Raw genomic sequence first — 18,535 nt, forward strand, 5'->3', positions numbered from 1 at the left:
TTTTGGTCCGAACGGAATCCCTAAGTTTAATAATAAATAAGGCAGAATCGCTACAATTAAGCCAAAACTCCAATATGCCATATCCATCTGTCCATCACGGAACATCAAGATACCAATGGCAGCAAATGAAACAATAGACAACCCACCTAACAATCCATCAATACCATCAATCATATTAAAGGCATTAATAATCGCGATTGTGGCAAATACGGTAATAATCAATCCGATAGAACCAAGTGTTAATTGGAATGGACCTAGAATTTGGCCTAAATGATCTAAATAAACATTACCTAAATCGATCATCAAAATCGCAAGTACCGCTTGAATCCCTGCACGCAAGAAAGGGCTTATATCAAAACGATCATCTAAGATACCGATTGCGAGTAGAATAAAGATACTGAATATATAAAGATAAGGTAAACGAAGTTGATCCCACTCCATTAAATAATAGCAAAGGTTTCCCATAAAAAGAGAAACACCGCCAATAAGTGGAATCGCACCTTGGTGACGCTTACGATAATTTGGTTTATCAACCAAGCCAATTTTATTCGCAATTGGTCGCATGACAATTAAGGTTAAAAATGCCCCTAAAAAAGTGACGAGAAGACTTAGCATAGTTTCATCCTAAAATTTTTTTGCAAAGGATAACACAAAGAAAAATCAGCACACAAAGATTTTTCTCAAATTCAGTTTTTTAGTACAATATGGCCACTTTTAATATAAGGATTAAAATCATGACAAAATCAACCGCACTTTTCTCTCGTGCACAAGAAGTTATTCCTGGTGGCGTAAACTCCCCTGTTCGAGCCTTTAAAGGCGTAGGTGGCACCCCTGTATTTATTCAAAAAGCCAAAGGCGCCTACATTTATGATACTGAAGGCAAACAATATATCGATTATGTGGGTTCTTGGGGGCCAATGATTTTAGGTCACAACCACACTGCTATTTTAGATGCTGTATTAAAAGCAGCGGAGAATGGTTTAAGCTTTGGCGCGCCAACTCCCTCTGAAATTGATTTAGCGGAATTAGTCTGTGAAATTGTGCCATCTATTGAAATGGTTCGTATGGTGAGTTCAGGTACTGAAGCAACCATGACAGCCATTCGTCTTGCGCGTGGTTATACAAATAGAAGCAAAATTTTAAAATTTGAAGGTTGTTACCACGGTCATTCTGATTCACTTTTAGTAAAAGCAGGATCTGGTGCGTTAACACTTGGTCAACCAAGCTCACCAGGTGTACCTGAAGATTTTGCGAAACACACTTTAACTGCAGAATATAACAATCTTGATTCAGTTAAAAAACTATTTGAAGAATTCCCTAACGATATCGCTTGTGTGATTATTGAACCAGTTGCAGGTAATATGAACTGTGTTCCACCAAAAGAAGGATTCTTACAAGGCATTCGTGAAATTTGTAATCAATATGGTGCACTTTTCATTATTGATGAAGTCATGACAGGTTTCCGTGTTTCACTTGCAGGCGCACAAGCTTATTATGGTGTAACACCGGATCTCACCACATTAGGTAAAGTCATTGGCGGCGGTATGCCTGTGGGTGCTGTTGGTGGTAAAAAAGTGATTATGCAACACCTTGCACCGACCGGCCCAGTTTATCAAGCGGGTACCCTTTCAGGCAACCCGATTGCAATGGCGGCGGGTTTAGCATGTCTAACTGAATTGAAAAAAGCAGGTAACGAACAACACCTTGCAGAATTAACCACAAAACTTTGTAACGGCTTAAAAGCATTAGCTCAAAAACACAATGTACCATTTTTGATTAATCATGTTGGTGGAATGTTTGGTATTTTCTTCACTGACCAAAAACAAGTTACCTCTTATGCAGAAGTCATGAAATGTGATACCGAAAAATTCAAAGTGTTCTTCCACAAAATGCTCGATCAAGGCGTTTACCTTGCGCCTTCTGCTTTTGAAGCTGGCTTTATGTCTTTAGCTCATACAAATGAAGACATTGAAAAAACGCTTGCTGCCGCTGATATTGCATTTGCAGCAGTTGCTTAAAATATAAAAGTGCGGTTACATTTAACCGCACTTTTTTATTTCATACTATAAACGCCCATAGAGCACGTTTTCTAATAATCCCCTTTCCTCTTCGGTTAATGCAATTCCTTTTTCATTTGTCAGAATGAAGAAGTCTTCGGCTTTTTCTCCTACTGTTGTGATTTTTGCATTACAAATATTGAGTTTTAATTCAGTAAAAATTTGACTGATTTGAGCCAATAAACCGGGTTTATCTAAAGCCACCACTTCTAATTCGGTATGTTCTTTTTTAGTTTCTTTCAAAAAACGTACATCTGTTTTTACGGTGAAATGTTGCAACTGTCGATTATTTGCAAAAGACATGGATGGCAATTTTTCGCCTAATAAAACAGAGGTTAATACCGTCTCTAATTCTCGGCGACGTTCTGAACGAACCAATTCACCATTTAATTCTGTGATGATAAAGCTGTCGAATACGTAGCCATCATCGGATGTTAAAATTTGCGCATCATGAATACTGAATTTTTTCGCGCCAATGGTTGAGACCACTTTATTAAATAAGTTGGCTTGGTCTGGGCAATAAACGAAGATCTCAGTCCCACCACTAGAAAAACGATTACTGATTTTAACGAGAACTTCACCATCAAATTCAGCCAATAACTCTGTATGCCACGCAATTTGTTTTGGGCTATTTCGTAAAAAATAATCATCTGGACAACGTTGCCAGAGTGCTAAAATTTTTTCTTCCGATAATTCTGGTTGCTCTTCGGATAAAATTGCCAGCGCCAATTGGCGATTTTCAAGGATCTTTTCGTTATTATCTAATAATAAATTCATCCCTTGTCGGAATTGTTGCGACGTATAATCATAGAGTGAGGCAAATAAAGAACGTTTCCAGCTATTCCACAAGGTACCATTTGTTGCACAAATATCCGCGACCGTCAAACAAGTGAGATAATCTAAACGCACATGATTTTGCACATTTTCTGCAAAGTTCATCACGACTTCCGGATCATGAATATCTCGACGCTGTGCAGTAATTGACATGAGCAAATGCTCTCTCACTAGCCAAGCCATCGTTTCAATTTCTCGACGATCAAAACCATGCAAACGGGCAAATTCAGCAACATCTTCAGCCCCTACCTCTGCATGATCCCCTCCTCGACCTTTCGCAATATCATGGAAAAGTGCGGTAACATAAAGCAAAGTGCGGTCAGAAATTTGGCTAAATATTTGATGGCAAATAGGATGGAATTCGGCTTCATCTTCAGCTAAGAAACTTTCCAATTTCAACATCACTCGTAAGGTGTGCTCATCCACAGTGTAAATATGGAAGAGATCAAATTGCATCAAACCTTCAATTCCCTGCCATTGTGGCAAATAAGCTGTTAACACACCATATTGGTGCATTGGGAGAAATGCTCGCTGAATGGCTTTCGGTTGATTAAATAACCGAATAAATTTCTCTCTTGCTTCAGGAATATCACATAATTTCTGCGTCAAGCTTTCCAATGCAATCTGAAGTTGGCGTAATGTTGAGGAATGAATTTCGGCTTGTTCATGCTGCGTAAGATAGAAAAAAAGATCCAAAATACGATCTGGCAAACGTAAAAACACGTCTTCCTTACGTAAACACAAACTTTGATTCACTATTTCAAAATCGTCATCCAAATGGTGAACTGATCCCTCTCCGTTTGAAGATAAAAAATGCTCTTTATAATGCTTAATTAGAATATCGCTTAAACGTGAAATCGTGCATAGAGCTTGGAAAAAACGTTTCATCATTTTTTCAACACCACGGTTTCCTTCACCTTCAAAACCAAGCATCTCACTCACTTTGATTTGACGATCAAACAACAAACGGTTGTCATAACGTTTTAAAATCAAGTGTAAAGCAAACCGCACTTTAAATAAAAATTCTTGGCTTTCTAATAATTGTTGGTGTTCTGATGGATAAATAAAGCCACTTTTCAAAATGCCATCAAGGGTCATTTCCCCAGTGTGTCGTAATGCGATCCAATATAAAAGATGAAGATCCCGCAAGCCACCGGGGCTGTATTTTAAATCGGGCTCTAAATTGTAACTGGTGTTGTGATAACGCTGATAACGTTCAATTTGTTCTTGTACTTTAGCATCAAAGAATAGTTTTACCGCCCAAAAATCTGGCTTTTTCAATATTTCATCTAAGGCATTGAAAAGGGATACATCTCCTGATAAATAACGAGACTCAAGCAAATTGGTGGCAATAGTAATGTCTTGTTTACCTTCCTTTTCACATTCTTCTAAAGAGCGAACACTATGCCCTATATCAAATCCACAATCCCATAGAAACTGAACGAGTTGACCAATTTTCTCTTCTGTTTCAGACTCTCTTTCTTCTTTTGAGAGAATAAGAACATCTAGGTCAGATAAAGGAAAGATTTCTTGTCGGCCATAACCGCCTACTGCAATTAAGGTGAGATTAGCTTTATCTAATCCAAATTGCTGCCAAAGCTGTTTTAACAAATCATCACAAAACTGTGTTCGGTTAGCAATCAGCTCAAAAACAGAATAATCATCGAAATGCTGACGTTCAAATTCCTTTAAATTTTCACGCTGAATTTTGACCGCACTTAGCGTGAGTGGAGAGTCGAAATGATAAGGAAAAAGCATAGGTATTCCACAAACAAAACAATTATAAAAAAAGCCCACTATCGTAGGCTTTTAGCTGAACTTAAAGATTATTCATCATACGTTGAATTCGACCTTCCGCAATTTCTTCATCGCGGATAGTCATCACTTCACAACCGGTTTCTGTCACGACAATTTGGTGTTCATATTGTGCAGAATGGCTACGGTCTTTGGTTTTTACCGTCCAACCATCACCCATAATGCGCACTTCTTTTTTACCCGCATTAATCATTGGTTCAATGGTGAAGACCATCCCCGGTTTTAAAATCACGCCACCATCATCCGCATAATAGTGTAATACTTGTGGTTCACAGTGGAATTCAGTTCCCACGCCGTGGCCACAGTACTCACGCACTACGCTAAACCCTTGGCTTTCAGTATATTTTTGTACCGCTTTACCAATTTCATTTAAACGAATACCCGGCTTAACCGTGCGTAATCCCACATAAAGCGCTTCTTGTGCCGCTTCAACTAATTTTTGGCTACGAATATTGGTTTCACCCACGACATACATCTTCGAATTATCACCGAAATAACCGTCTTTTATTACAGTCACATCAATATTGACAATATCACCACGTTTTAATTTTTTATCGTCGCTTGGAATACCATGGCAAACCACTTCATTTATAGAAATACAGGTTGCTTTAGGAAAACCATGATAATTTAAGCACGCAGGAATCACTTTTTGTACATTCACCATGTAATCATGACAAATGCGATCCAATTCACCAGTGGTCACCCCTTCTTTGACATAAGGTTCGATCATGACCAAAACATCGGACGCTAATTTACACGCTTCACGTAACTTAACAATTTCTTCTTCAGTTCTTAATGGAATGCCCATTATTTCTCCTTATTTAATTCTGATTTATTCGCATATAATAGCACTAATTCCGTGAAAAATCTTGAATGAATTAACAGGTTATTAGATAATACAAGGATTATTTTTAGGAAAGTGGGGATAGAGATATGTCAGATTTAGATATGGCCGTACCGCTAACTTTTACTGATGCGGCAGCCAATAAAGTAAAAAGTTTAATTAGCGAAGAAGAAAACAACGAACTAAAATTACGCGTTTATATTACTGGTGGCGGTTGCAGCGGTTTCCAATACGGTTTCACCTTTGACGATAAAGTCAATGAAGGTGACCTAACCATTGAAAAAGCAGGTGTGCAATTAGTGATTGACCCAATGAGTTTACAATACTTAATTGGCGGCACCGTGGATTACACTGAAGGCTTGGAAGGTTCGCGTTTTGTGGTGAACAATCCAAATGCAACCAGTACCTGTGGTTGCGGTTCGTCATTCAGCATCTAACATGGATTTTCAATTTACCCATTATCTCGGCAATGTACATGCTAAATGTTCGATGGAACACATTGCACTAGCTAATTGGTTTAATTCAGAAGTGCGGTCAAATCCTCAAGCGTTTTTGACCGCACTTTCTGCCTGTGAGCAGATTAAAAATAATGATGAAGTCACGCTGATTGGTTCCGAATACACGCTTTTTATCAATACCGATGAAGTCATGATTCGCGCCAATAACCTTGCAATTGAAACAGATGAAATTTTAGAAGACGACTTTCATTATTATGATGAAGAAAGTATCGCCTTCTGCGGAACAACAGACTTCATCCACTTTCTTAATGCCTATTTTGAATTTATTGCTTAACCTCATTCTCTGAAGCTAACTATTATGTCGGAAACGGAAAACACCTCATCAGAACAACAAGAAACACAAGTGCCAAATAAGCGTCGTTCTTGTAAAATCTTTTTAGCTAAAGCAGCCTTTACTTTAGGGACGCTCGCCGTATTTTATGGTGGCTATTTAGACTGGCAAATTCGCTCAAAAATGGATGGTCAAATTTGGCGTTTACCGGCTGAAGTGTATAGCCGTTTAGAAAGCGTAAAACTGTCTGATAATCTTTCTTTTGACGAAGTGATTCAAATCTTATTGGATAACGAATACCGTCAAACTACTATGATTGCAGCACCGGGCGATTTTAAACTCGAAGACGATACTATCGTGTTACTTCGTCGTGCGTTCCCTTATCCTGATAAGCCTGAACCACAACGCGTGTTACGTCTGCGTTTTACCGATAACAAACTTTCTCGTATTGAAGACTTAGTCAACGTAAAAGCGGTTGATGAATTCCGTCTTGCGCCTAAATTAATTGCCATGTTGGAATCGGATAATGAAGATCGTTTAGCGATTCCATTACAGCACTACCCTCGATTACTCATTGATGCCTTATTACTGACAGAGGATCGCCGTTTTTATGAGCATAACGGGATTAATCCTGTGGGTATTGTGCGAGCAATGATCGCCAATATTAAAGCCGGTCAAACAGTTCAAGGCGGCAGTACACTCACTCAGCAATTAGTTAAAAACTTGTTCTTATCCAGTGAACGTTCTATTACCCGTAAAGCCAATGAAGCGTTGATGTCATTAGTATTAGATTGGCGATATGATAAAAACCGTATTTTAGAAACCTATCTGAACGAGATTTACCTTGGTCAAAATGGTGATATCCAAATTCACGGTTTTGCATTGGCGAGCCAATTCTATTTTGGTCGTTCTATCCGTGAAATTAGCCTAGATCAGATTGCCCTTTTAGTTGGCATGGTGAAAGGGCCATCCCTTTATAATCCATGGCGAAATCCACAATATGCACTCGATCGTCGAAATGTGGTGTTAAAACTGATGCTTGATCACCAAATGATTGGGGATGAGCTTTATGAGCTGTTGAGTAAACGTCCATTAGGCGTGCAAGCTAAAGGTCAAATTTCACGTAAATATCCTGCTTTCATTCAAACCTTACAAGCGGATCTTCGCCGTCAATTAGGGGAAAATAAAACCTCTGCACTACTTGGTGCACGTATTTTCTCCACCATGGATTTAAAACAACAGGAACAAGCTGAAAATGCTGTGGTGAATACGGTTAATCAATTACAACTACAAACCAAAAACCCACACCTTGAAGGTGCCATGATTGTGGCAGATTATCATCTGGGTGAAATACGTGCTGTCGTAGGTGGATTACAAACAGAATATGCGGGCTTTAACCGTGCGTTAATGTCAAAACGTCAAATTGGCTCATTAGTAAAACCATCTATTTATTTGACCGCACTGATGAATCCGGAACAATTCCGCTTAAATACACCAATTCAGAATCAGCCGATCACGATTCATATTAAAGGCAGCCAACCTTGGCAACCTCGTAACTACGATCGTAAATATAGCGGTTCGGTTATGTTGATGGATGCCCTTGCCCGCTCATTGAATATTCCAACGGTAAATATTGGGATGAAAGTTGGCTTAAGCAAGGTCATTGATACGCAAAAAGCCATGGGATGGGACAATGTGACAATTCCAAAAGTCCCAGCAACTTTGCTTGGTTCTTACAGTATTTCACCTTATGATGTGACAAAACTCTATCAAACCATTGCCAATCAAGGTGGTAAAATCGAGTTAAGCACCATTCAAAGCATTACCGATCGTCAAGGCAATATTATTTATGAACATAATACGGTGCCGGATCAAGTGGTGCCGAGAGAAGCGGCTTATCAAACCTTATATGCGATGCAACAAACAGTCGAACGTGGTACCGCGCGTAGCTTACAAAATGATTATGCGGATCTTCGTCTTGCAGGTAAAACAGGGACAACCAATGATGCTCGAGATACGTGGTTCGTGGGTATTGATGGTAAGAATGTCAGCACCATTTGGTTAGGTCGTGATGATAACGGCGAAACCAAATTAACCGGTGCCTCAGGTGCATTACAAATCTATAAAGATTACTTAAACCGTGTTGTCATTGAAAAACTGAAACTTGGGCAACCTTCTACCATTAAATGGGTTGGCATCAATGCTTACGGTAGTTGGAGTTGTGGTAGCAGCCGAACAATCCCGGTTTGGGCAAATAAAGATCAAAATTTCTGCGCTTCCGCACAAACGACGAGTACTGCGACTGCTACCGCGGCGCAAACCACTCAATCGCCACAACCTGAACAACCTGAATCACCAAAACAAGAAAGTGTATGGGATGTGTTAGATAATAAAGTGCCTGTTGAAGAAGCCACGCCGGCTCAATAAACTCGCTTATTTTTGACCGCACTTTTATATCTCCATAAAGCGCCTAGCAAGGCGCTTTATTCTTTTTAGCATCAAATAACCCTCTCGAGATTTACAGCTCTAACGAATTTTTTGATCTCCATCACAAAAATTAGAATTATTTATTGTCATTTCACTGATATCAAAGGATAATTATTAATAGGAATTAATTTCATTTGAGGTAATGAGGTAAATAGCAATGCTATTCCGTTCTATTCGATTTTTCTTTTTAATTTTTTCACTCGCCTTTTCTTCTTCACTCTTTGCACAAGATAACTATCAACAATGGGTTGATGATATTACGGCTCGCTTAGATAAAACGTCTCAACTTATCCAACAAGGCAATACCGATGATGCCCGAACTGAAGTGCAAATGGCTTATTTTGAAGTCTTTGAAAATCTAGAAGGCCCAATTCGTATCAATTTCTCCGCACAAAAAAGCTACCAAATGGAAGCGACTTTTGGCGAAATCCGTAAAATGATCGGCGAAGGTGCTTCACAAAAAGAGGTTCAAGCTAAAATCGATCAACTCAAAAAAGAATTACAAGAAGTATTACCATCATTGGTTGAAGGTCATCAACTCAATGCCGATGGACAACATGGTGTTTATGATAATCAAGCGATTGCCCCTTATTGGCAACAAAGTTTTAAAACCATTGATGACTTAATCGCTCAAGGGATCGATGCTTATCAAAATGGTGATCTTGCTAATGCCAAAAAATTGTTCCAACAAGCACAATATGATGGCTATAAAAACTCAGAAATGGAAATGTCCATTCGCCAAAATCGCTCTGCAGAAATCTCAGCCGCAATTAACCAACAGTTTTACAACATCATTCGTTTAAGTGAACAAGCCGATCAAATTACGGAGCTTGGCTACCAAAGCACGCAATTATTACAAGATATTGAAGAAAACTTGCCTAACCTGCCAACGACACGTGAAGAACAAAATGTTCAATCTAATGCAGCACAGCAAGCAACAGATAATCAACAAGAACAAGATTGGAATAAGATTAAACAAGAGATCAACCAACGTATTCAACAGGCTATTGCGCTCTATCAACAAGGTGAAAGCAAAAAAGCGATTCTTTCCGTACAAGACACCTATTTCGACGTGTTTGAAAGTACAGGAATGGAAAACAAAGTGGGTTCCCGTGATAGTAACTTTAAAGCAGAACTTGAAGGCTACTTTACTCGTCTAGTCAGTTTAATGAAAGCTGAACAAGGTGATAAGTTACAAGCTCAAGCTGATGGTTTAAACCAGAATTTAACTAAAGCGGTTGAAATGTTACAGGGCGAAGAGCAAAGTGATTGGTCGATGTTCTTATATAGCCTTTTAATCATTCTTCGTGAAGGTTTAGAAGCGTTATTGATTGTTGCAGCTATCGTGACTTACTTAATTAAAAATAACCACCAAGATAAATTGCCGGTTATTCGTCAGTCTGTTTATGTGGCGTTAATTGCCAGTGTGGTTACCGCATTTATTTTCCAACTTATCTTTGAAAATTCAGGTCAAAACCGTGAATTGCTCGAAGGCTTTACGATGATTTTTGCCGTCGTCATGCTATTTATGATGAGTTACTGGTTATTATCCAAAGTCGAAGCACAAAACTGGAAACGTTATTTAGAAGGTAAACTCTCTACTGCCCTCACAACAGGCTCACTCATCGGTCTATGGCTTACTAGCTTCTTAGCGGTATATCGTGAAGGGGCGGAAACGGTATTGTTCTACTATGCCCTTGTGGGTGATGCGAAAAGTGCGGTCAGTTTTATCTACCTTTTCGCAGGTATCATTGTCGGCGCAATTATTCTCACCATTTGCTACTTCGTGATGCGTTATACCGTGGTGAAATTACCGCTTAAACCATTCTTTATGTTTACAGGCTCATTTATGTACTTAATGGCCTTTGTATTCGCCGGTAAATCTGTTTTAGAACTCATTGAAGGCAAACTTTTCGAGCCTACGCTGATTAGCGGTGTGCCTGAAATTTCGTGGTTAGGTATTTATCCTTATATGGAAACCTTAATTCCACAAGCAATCTTACTCGTCGCAGCCGTATTTGCTCTGTTTATTATGAAATATCAAAGCAAAAAAGCCGCGTAATACCCAACAATCCTTTAGGAGAAAAACAATGAAAAAAGCACTTTTAGCAACAGCATTATTTGCGGGTATTTTCACCGCGTCTACTGCAAACGCATTCCAAGAGTACCCAATCGGTGAAGCGGTAACCATGAATGAAATGGAAATTGCAGCGGTTTATCTCAAACCAATCGATATGGAACCACGTGGCATGGGTTTACCTGCTGCGAAATCAGATATCCACTTAGAAGCGGATATCCACGCAGTAAAAGGTAACAAAAATGGCTTTGGTGATGGTGAATGGATGCCTTACTTAACCATCAACTACACTTTAGTGAATACCGATACTGGTGAAAAACAAGAAGGTACCTTCATGCCAATGGTAGCGGGTGATGGTCCTCACTACGGTGCTAACGTGAAAATGATGGGCGTGGGTAACTATAAATTAACTTACCACATTGACCCACCATCAAAAGCAGGTATGCACCGCCATACTGACTCTGAAACGGGTGTAGGCCGTTGGTGGAAACCATTTGATGTTAGCTATGAATTCAAATTCACTGGCATCAAATAATCTCAGGTAAACATCGATTTTACCGACTTGCCTTCCCTTGTATTTCAGGGGAAGGCAATAGCATTTAATTTAACCTTAAAATATCGTCTGTTTTATCCCATTAAATGATCAAACTATGAATTATTTTTTTACTTTTTTCCTTCAAGCACTTTTACCTTTTTCATTACTGCTCGGTGTTTATCACAGCAAACAATCCACTGTGAGTGCAAAAAAAATAATTTGGCTTAGCTTATTTGGCTTTATTGCAGGTATCGTACTGCGCCTTAGTTTACCTACGGGACAAATGACCAATTTAGTGCTCAATGGCGTAATATTGGCACTATTGTTTATCTTTGCCTTATGTTTAATTTTCGGTAAAGGTCGCTTACCGGCCTTCTGGCAAACGGTATTAATGCTTATCGCGGGCAACTTCTGGGCAAAAGATCCTAACATTACCGCTCTCGTCTCCACAGATGTCATCAACACGGACTCTATCTTGCACATAAGTGCGGTCATTTTTGCCTTTGTTTTTTGTTTATGCTTACAAGGTTGGATCGATTTACTTTTAAAACAAGCGGGAAAAACACAACAAAAATCGACCGCACTTTTAAAAGGTGTGATGAGCCTTCTCTTAATTTGCTTACTGGTTCCACTTATTGGCGAACTCTTATTAATTTTAATGAAACTTCAAGTGCTTGAACTCACCAAACTACGTTTAAGCTTTGTTGCAAAATCAGGCGAAATTACTCGCTGGTTGAATTACATCTGTGCTGCCTTACTCTTCGTTGTACTTGCCATCTTCTACAGCAAAATTCATTTATCACGCAAGCAACAAGTTAATGCGACACAAGAACCCATTGAAAAACGCCAAAAATTAGCCGCATTGCGTACCTACTCTCGCTTACTTGGTTGGGGCTATTTGGCCTTAGCGATTATTTTTGCTACACAGCTTTATTGGGAGCAAATTGCTTCTCGTCCACCACAACTTTCAGAAGCGATTTCTTTGACCTTAGATGAAAAGCAACAAGTCCATATTCCAATTGAGCAAGTAAAAGATGGAAAATTACATCGTTTTGTTTGGATTGCTGATGACGGTAAAGCTGTGCGTTTCTTTGTCATTAATCGTCAACCAGATAAATTAAGTCTAGCCGCGGTATTTGATGCCTGCTTGCTTTGTGGTGACCAAGGTTATGTGATGGAAGGTAACCAAGTGGTTTGTGTTGGTTGCGGTGTACATATGTTTATTCCATCTATTGGTAAACCGGGTGGCTGTAATCCTGTACCAATTGAAGATTGGCAACAAACTGAGACTGAAATTCTCATTAATCGAACCAGCTTAGAAGAAGGGTTAAATTTATTTAGCACGATTGTTGAAATCGATGTAAAAGATCCGATTAGTGGCGCCCAAATGAAAAACACTAAAACGGAGCACAAATATAATTACGAAGGTAAAACTTACTTCTTTGAAAGTGAGAAAAATCTTGATTTATTCCGTGATAACCCTGAAAAGTATTTAGGTAAGGGGGAATAATGCTAGCAAGAATGTTATTTCAATCTTGGCGTTTCAGCATTAAACGTAAACTGTTGGCCGTTATTACTATTTTCTTAGCGGCGGGCTTAGTCTCTGCACTCTTGGCTGTATCCATTGATATTGGCGATAAAATGGCAAAAGAGCTCAAATCTTACGGAGCCAATATTTTAGTTGAGCCTGCAAGTAATGCCGCCCTGCCTGATGAACTTAGTCATAACGCAGATTTGAGTAGTCAAGATTTTCTCGATGAAAAAGAACTACCGAATATTAAAGATATTTTCTGGCGAAATAATATCGTGGGTTTTGCACCGTTATTAAGTGCAGATGTAAAAGCGGAAACGCTTTCCGCAAATACTCATGAAAAATTAACCGCACTTGGACAAATTAATGTGCTGGGTACGTTTTTTGATCATAACATCCCTGTACCAGATGAAGATGATTACCATACAGGACAAAAAATTATTAGTCCGTATTGGCATGTGCAAGGTGAATGGGTCAACGATCTTGAAACACCTGAAGGAGAATTTATTCCTGCATTGATTGGTGAGCAGTTAGCTCAACGAACTGGCTTAAAGCAAGGTGATAAAATCCAGCTTCGCTATCAAAATAATGAGCTAGATAATCAAAGTGCGGTCGAAATTACCGGTATTTTATCTACGGGTGGTGCTGAAGATAATCAATTAGTTATGCCGCTCAATGCTGTACAAAAATTACTGAGTTTGGAAGGAAAAATTCAATCAGTTAAAGTCTCCGCGCTTACCGTACCTGAAAATGATCTTTCTCGTAAAGCACGTGCCAATACCGATGCATTGGATGCTGAAGAGTACGATCGCTGGTATTGTACGGCTTATGTCTCATCTATTTCACATCAGTTAGAAGAAGCTATTTCTGGTGCCATTGTTCGCCCTATTTGGCAGGTTGCAGCTTCAGAAGGTGTGGTCATTGGTAAAATCCAGTTATTGTTGGCAGTCGTTACTCTTGCCGCCTTAATCGCCGCAGCCATGGGGATCGCCTCATTAATGAGTACAGGGATCATTGAACGCTCAAAAGAAATTGGTTTGATGAAAGCCTTAGGCGCCTATCAATGGCAAATTGCCTTATTATTTTATTGTGAAGCCATTATCAGTGCCTTAATTGGTGGTTCGCTTGGTTGTATTGCAGGTTGGGGCTTAGCAAGATTTATTGGCGCTGCGCTATTTGGCGTACCACTGAGTTTTGCTTGGATTGTAATCCCTTGCGTATTGATGCTGTCTATTTTAATTGCTGTGGTGGGCACTTGGTTCCCAGCCCATCGTATTGCCAAACTTTACCCTGTGGAGGTGCTGTATGGCCGCCAATAAAAGTATGTTTTGGCGTTTAATCTTCCAAGCATTACGCCTACGTTTACAACGGGTATTTATTATCTTCTCTGCGCTGACTGTCGGTGCATCTATTGTAACCGCAATGGCGGCAGTCTATTTCGATATTAATACAAAAATGAGCCAAGAGCTTCGTACCTTTGGGGCAAACTTTTACATCGGTGCAGCCAATGGTGGATTGATGAAAGAACGCCAATTAAAGCAAATTCTGCACAATGCACCGGATAATTTCATCACCGCTGCCAGCCCTTATTTATATGGTGTTGCGCGAAGTGATTTAGAAAAAATCGTGATTATGGGCGTCTGGTTTGAAGATATGCATGTGCTTGCACCTTATTGGCAAATTATCGGCTCAGCTATTAATGTGAATTTTGATGACCGCAATGCCATGATTGGTAAAACCTTAGCGGAACGCCTTAATTTAGGTGTTGGAAGTAAATTAAAGCTTTCCAAAAATGCCGTTGAAAAACATGAATTCACAATTAAAGCGATAGTTGAGGCAGGTGATGCCACAGACAACATGTTAATCGTCAGCTTAGAATTTGCACAAAGTTGGTTAGATAAAGAAGGATTGGCAAACAATGCCTTGCTCAATGTGAAAAATGAACAAGGTAACGTTGCACAATTTGCGCAAGACATTATGCAACGCCAACCCGATCTAACCGCTCGCCCAATTCGAAAAGTTTCCGCTTCTGAAGGGCAAATTTTAGATAAAATCAAAGGATTGATGGGCTTAATCTCATTAGTCATTTTGATTCTCGCCACCCTTTGTGTGAATACCACGTTGATTGCGATTGTTGGTGAGCGAGCAAAAGAATTTGCGCTACAAAAAGCTTTAGGTGCCAAACAAAGTGACATCATTAAACAGATTAGTACCGAGATTCTCATCATAGCACTTTGTGCAATTGTCGCGGGACTGATTCTCGGCTACATCTTGGCACAATTACTTGGATTAACCGTATTTAAATCTTACATTGATATGCGTCTACCGGTTATTCCAATTACTATCGTCTTATCGTTATTGGTTGCCTTTATTGCGGTGATTGTACCAACCAAACGAGCTTTAAATATCCAAACCGCAAATGTATTAAAAGGGGAATAAAATGAGTGAATTTGTAATTGAAACGCAACATTTATATAAACGATTCGGGCAAGTCACCGCTTTAGAAGATATTAATATTAAAATTCGCCAAGGTGAATTTATTGCGATAATGGGTGCATCAGGTTCCGGTAAAACCACGCTGATGAATATTCTGACCGGCTTAGATACGGCTAGTGAAGGTAAAGTCATTCTAGATGGTGTCGATGCGGCACAATTGGATGAAATCGGTCGTCAGCGTTTCCGTGCAGAAAAAATTGGTCTAGTCTTCCAGCAATTCCATTTAATTCCTTATTTGACCGCACTTGAAAATGTGATGCTGGCTCAGCACTATCACAGTGTGATTGATGAAGCCGCGGCTAAAGCGGTACTCGAACAAGTGGGATTGGGTCATCGTATAGATCACCGTCCAAGCCAACTTTCTGGAGGGGAACAACAACGGGTATGTATTGCTCGTGCATTGGTGAACCAACCTCCTGTTATTTTTGCCGATGAGCCTACAGGTAACCTCGACGAAAAAAATGAAGCCCTTGTACTGGATTTACTACAAGAATTAAATCGCCAAGGGAGAACCATTGTGATGGTGACACACAATCCAGAATTGGGTGAGTTAACCGATCGTGTTATTTATCTCCATCACGGAAAATTTGTAAAAGAGGACATTAATGAAAAATAAACTCGTAAAACTACTCGCAATAAGTGCGGTCATTTTTGGCATCGTTTCTTGTAAAGATGAAGTTGCTGCAATTGGTCAAAAAGCACCTGACATCGCAGCCTATGATTTACAAGGTAAAGAAGTGAAACTTGATGATTGGAAAGGCACTCGCTTACTGACATTCTGGTCTGAAACCTGTGGGCGATGTGTCGCTGAGTTAAAAGAATTTGAAAAATTGGCTGAAGCTAATCCAAATAAGGTTCAACTTATCGCTATTAACGTAGATGGTGATAAAGTAGATACCAAGGCTGTAGTCGCCAAACGTCAGCTTACGTTGCCGGTTATCAAAGACCAATTAAAAATCACAGCGGAACGCTATCAGCTTATTGGCACGCCAACAAGTTTTGTGATCACACCTGAAGGCAATATTCAGGCTAAATATGAAGGGGCGATTCCTGCAGCGGATTTAGATAAATTATTTAAAGGCTAGCCAAAATGCAAAAACGAATTTACTTACTCTCTACACTTCTACCAACTTTAGACTTTTTATTTGCCACACCCGCGCTTTCTGCTGAAGCTGATTTAGCTAAAGCAGAAAAGGTATATAAACGCTCTTGTGCTACTTGTCATGGGAAACAAGGCGAAAAACCAGCAATGGGTGAATCAAAAATTATTAATCAGCTACAACCAGAAGAAATTTCAACTGCACTTTCAGAACGAAAAGCAGGAAATATTCCTAGTGCAGGAAGCCCTGCAAAACAACGTTTAAGTGAGCAAGATATTCATAATTTAAGTGAATATATTCAAACACTAAAATAGTTTTTGAATTTTTTTTAAACTAATTCTAAAATGTGCGGTCTTAGAAGGGGCTTAGTTTTACAAGCTAAGAAATTTTTATTATATCAATAAAGGATTTTTTATGAACAAATTCACTAAAATCAGCGCAACTGCATTATTTGCATTATTCTTAACTGCTTGTGATAAACCAGCAGATAAACCGGCTCCAGCAAAACCTGAAACAACTCAGCCTGCGCCGGAAGCCAAACAAGAAGCAGCAAAACCGGCTGAAGCGGCTAAACCAGCTGAAGCAACGCCTGCTCAAGAACAAGCTGACTACAACAAATTACTTGAATGGAATGCAAGCCAAGCTCAAGCTCAAATGGCTGCACAACAAAAACTTCAATCTGATTTAACTGCTGCGGTTCAAGCAAAAGATGAGAAGAAAATTGAAGAAGCAATCAAAACTTTCAACAAAACTGTTGAAGATACTATTGCAAGCTTAGATAAATTAGAAGTTGCTTCACCTTCAGTGAAAAACATCAAAGATCAAAATAAAGAAGTGCTTGCATTATCAAGTGAATTATTAGTTGATCAATTAAACTTAGCAACTAAAGCACCAACTGAAGAACAAACTAAAGCTTACCAAGCTAAAGTTGAAAAACTACAAGCAGCAGTAGCTAAATTACAAAAAGACGGTGCTGATTTAGCACAAAAATTTGCACCTGCAGCACCAGCTGCTCCAGCTGCAAAATAATTAATCGTTGAAGATGAAAAACCTTACTGCAACAAGTAAGGTTTTTTTATTTTCTTATTTGAGTATTCTGCTTTTCAACACATCTACAAATCGTTCTGTTGCCCCTTCCCAACGATCTAAATATAACGCAGGTTCAATCAACTCTAATTCATTCAATAGAAATTGATTGTTAATAATCGTTCCATCTACTCGTGCATAGATAGGCATTTCTGGCAATTTATGCAGAACATGACGAGCGGTTTCAATAATATGACTATCAACCTCAACAGGGATAATTTCAACTTTATATTGTGAATTCGCTCGCCATTCATTTTGAGGTGGCTGTCGGCGAATAGCATGACTAAATACACCATTGAAAAAGATCAAACTGGTTTCACCATTTGTCGCCACTTCAGGAATAAAGGGCTGTAATACAACTTGCTCACCATACGCAGAAAGATCAGGTAATGTTTCACCTTGTTTTAGTTTTGTCACTAAATTACCACTCTGCCCTACAGCAGGTTTAATGACAAATTCAGGCCAATCTTGGCGTTCAAGTGCGGTCAAAATTTCAGATGTTTTTGTTGAGCAAATAATAGTTGGAATAACATTGATGCCCCAATTCTGCAAATCACATAGATAGCCTTTATGGCTATTCCATAACATTAATTCCGCAGGATTGATGAATGCACTCTTATGAAGTTTAATCCATTGAGTAAATTCATTGTAGAAATTCGCATAATCCCATGCCGCTAAAGGCAGAATAAAATGACTTTGTAATGTTTCTTGCCAAGGCAAAAATTGAGTCGGAATACCTTGATTAGAAAGTTGTGTTTGTACAGGGATAAGATTTTGAGGGGCTGAAGGATACGTTTTGCAAGTGGTAATCGTAAGCATGGTAAATAATAACAAGTTTGAAGCATAAAGAAGATGCGCCAATCATTAAACTGGCGCATCGATTT

The 18,535-nt window shown here is 39.2% G+C and carries 17 protein-coding genes (1 of these 17 cut by a window edge); 13 read left to right on the forward strand and 4 right to left on the reverse strand.

Annotation, left to right across the window (positions count from 1 at the left end; genetic code table 11):
* On the reverse strand, window positions 1-615 hold the 5' portion of the coding sequence (wecA, locus tag RDV53_RS09620; protein ID WP_005696214.1) for a UDP-N-acetylglucosamine--undecaprenyl-phosphate N-acetylglucosaminephosphotransferase. 450 nt of this gene lie to the left of the window's left edge; 615 of the gene's 1,065 nt are visible here — the first part of the coding sequence; it begins with the start codon at window positions 613-615; its stop codon lies beyond the left edge, outside the window.
* Between the two features lie 119 nt (window positions 616-734).
* On the opposite strand from wecA, the gene hemL reads away from it, so the two are divergent.
* The gene (gene hemL, locus RDV53_RS09625) at window positions 735-2,018 is read left to right on the forward strand and encodes a glutamate-1-semialdehyde 2,1-aminomutase (RefSeq protein ID WP_032822423.1); all 1,284 of its coding nucleotides are present in this window, start codon (window positions 735-737) and stop codon (window positions 2,016-2,018) included.
* A 45-nt stretch (window positions 2,019-2,063) separates the two neighbouring features.
* On the opposite strand, the gene glnD is transcribed toward hemL, so the two are convergent.
* On the reverse strand, window positions 2,064-4,649 hold the full coding sequence (gene glnD / locus RDV53_RS09630; RefSeq protein WP_005696216.1) for a bifunctional uridylyltransferase/uridylyl-removing protein GlnD: 2,586 nt from the start codon (window positions 4,647-4,649) through the stop codon (window positions 2,064-2,066).
* A 61-nt stretch (window positions 4,650-4,710) separates the two neighbouring features.
* On the reverse strand, window positions 4,711-5,514 hold the full coding sequence (gene map, locus RDV53_RS09635; protein ID WP_005696218.1) for a type I methionyl aminopeptidase: 804 nt from the start codon (window positions 5,512-5,514) through the stop codon (window positions 4,711-4,713).
* Between the two features lie 125 nt (window positions 5,515-5,639).
* Here map and erpA point away from each other — a divergent pair, with 125 nt between their 5' ends.
* From erpA to RDV53_RS09695, 12 genes are all read left to right on the forward strand, one after another.
* Window positions 5,640-5,987, forward strand: a complete 348-nt coding sequence (erpA, locus tag RDV53_RS09640; RefSeq protein ID WP_005696219.1) for an iron-sulfur cluster insertion protein ErpA — start codon at window positions 5,640-5,642, stop codon at window positions 5,985-5,987.
* A gap of 1 nt (window position 5,988) precedes the next feature.
* Complete coding sequence (locus tag RDV53_RS09645) at window positions 5,989-6,342, forward strand: YacL family protein (RefSeq protein WP_032822421.1); 354 nt, start codon at window positions 5,989-5,991, stop codon at window positions 6,340-6,342.
* Between the two features lie 24 nt (window positions 6,343-6,366).
* Entirely contained in the window at window positions 6,367-8,766 is a 2,400-nt protein-coding gene (gene mrcB / locus RDV53_RS09650; protein WP_005696221.1) for a penicillin-binding protein 1B, read from the forward strand.
* A gap of 217 nt (window positions 8,767-8,983) precedes the next feature.
* On the forward strand, window positions 8,984-10,888 hold the full coding sequence (locus RDV53_RS09655) for an FTR1 family protein (RefSeq protein ID WP_005696222.1): 1,905 nt from the start codon (window positions 8,984-8,986) through the stop codon (window positions 10,886-10,888).
* A 28-nt stretch (window positions 10,889-10,916) separates the two neighbouring features.
* Entirely contained in the window at window positions 10,917-11,438 is a 522-nt protein-coding gene (locus RDV53_RS09660; RefSeq protein ID WP_005696223.1) for an iron transporter, read from the forward strand.
* A 115-nt stretch (window positions 11,439-11,553) separates the two neighbouring features.
* The gene (locus RDV53_RS09665; protein ID WP_005696225.1) at window positions 11,554-12,948 is read left to right on the forward strand and encodes a Fe-S-containing protein; all 1,395 of its coding nucleotides are present in this window, start codon (window positions 11,554-11,556) and stop codon (window positions 12,946-12,948) included.
* A complete protein-coding gene (locus RDV53_RS09670) occupies window positions 12,948-14,288 on the forward strand; it encodes an ABC transporter permease (RefSeq protein WP_005696226.1) in 1,341 nt (446 codons plus the stop codon). Before RDV53_RS09665 ends, RDV53_RS09670 begins: the two co-directional genes overlap by 1 nt.
* A complete protein-coding gene (locus RDV53_RS09675; RefSeq protein ID WP_005696227.1) occupies window positions 14,275-15,408 on the forward strand; it encodes an ABC transporter permease in 1,134 nt (377 codons plus the stop codon). Before RDV53_RS09670 ends, RDV53_RS09675 begins: the two co-directional genes overlap by 14 nt.
* Before the next feature lies 1 nt (window position 15,409).
* A complete protein-coding gene (locus tag RDV53_RS09680) occupies window positions 15,410-16,081 on the forward strand; it encodes an ABC transporter ATP-binding protein (RefSeq protein WP_005696228.1) in 672 nt (223 codons plus the stop codon).
* Window positions 16,071-16,550 (forward strand): TlpA family protein disulfide reductase, encoded by a 480-nt coding sequence (locus tag RDV53_RS09685; RefSeq protein WP_005696229.1) that lies wholly within the window; start codon window positions 16,071-16,073, stop codon window positions 16,548-16,550. Before RDV53_RS09680 ends, RDV53_RS09685 begins: the two co-directional genes overlap by 11 nt.
* A 5-nt stretch (window positions 16,551-16,555) precedes the next feature.
* A complete protein-coding gene (locus RDV53_RS09690; RefSeq protein WP_005696230.1) occupies window positions 16,556-16,879 on the forward strand; it encodes a c-type cytochrome in 324 nt (107 codons plus the stop codon).
* Between the two features lie 100 nt (window positions 16,880-16,979).
* The gene (locus RDV53_RS09695) at window positions 16,980-17,594 is read left to right on the forward strand and encodes a PM1805 family lipoprotein (RefSeq protein ID WP_005696232.1); all 615 of its coding nucleotides are present in this window, start codon (window positions 16,980-16,982) and stop codon (window positions 17,592-17,594) included.
* 54 nt (window positions 17,595-17,648) lie between these two features.
* Here the strand turns inward: RDV53_RS09695 and RDV53_RS09700 are convergent, their stop codons facing one another.
* On the reverse strand, window positions 17,649-18,470 hold the full coding sequence (locus RDV53_RS09700; RefSeq protein ID WP_005696234.1) for an ATP-grasp domain-containing protein: 822 nt from the start codon (window positions 18,468-18,470) through the stop codon (window positions 17,649-17,651).
* Window positions 18,471-18,535: the final 65 nt, after the last annotated feature.

This window comes from Haemophilus parainfluenzae ATCC 33392, from assembly GCF_031191205.1.
Classification (GTDB): domain Bacteria; phylum Pseudomonadota; class Gammaproteobacteria; order Enterobacterales; family Pasteurellaceae; genus Haemophilus_D; species Haemophilus_D parainfluenzae.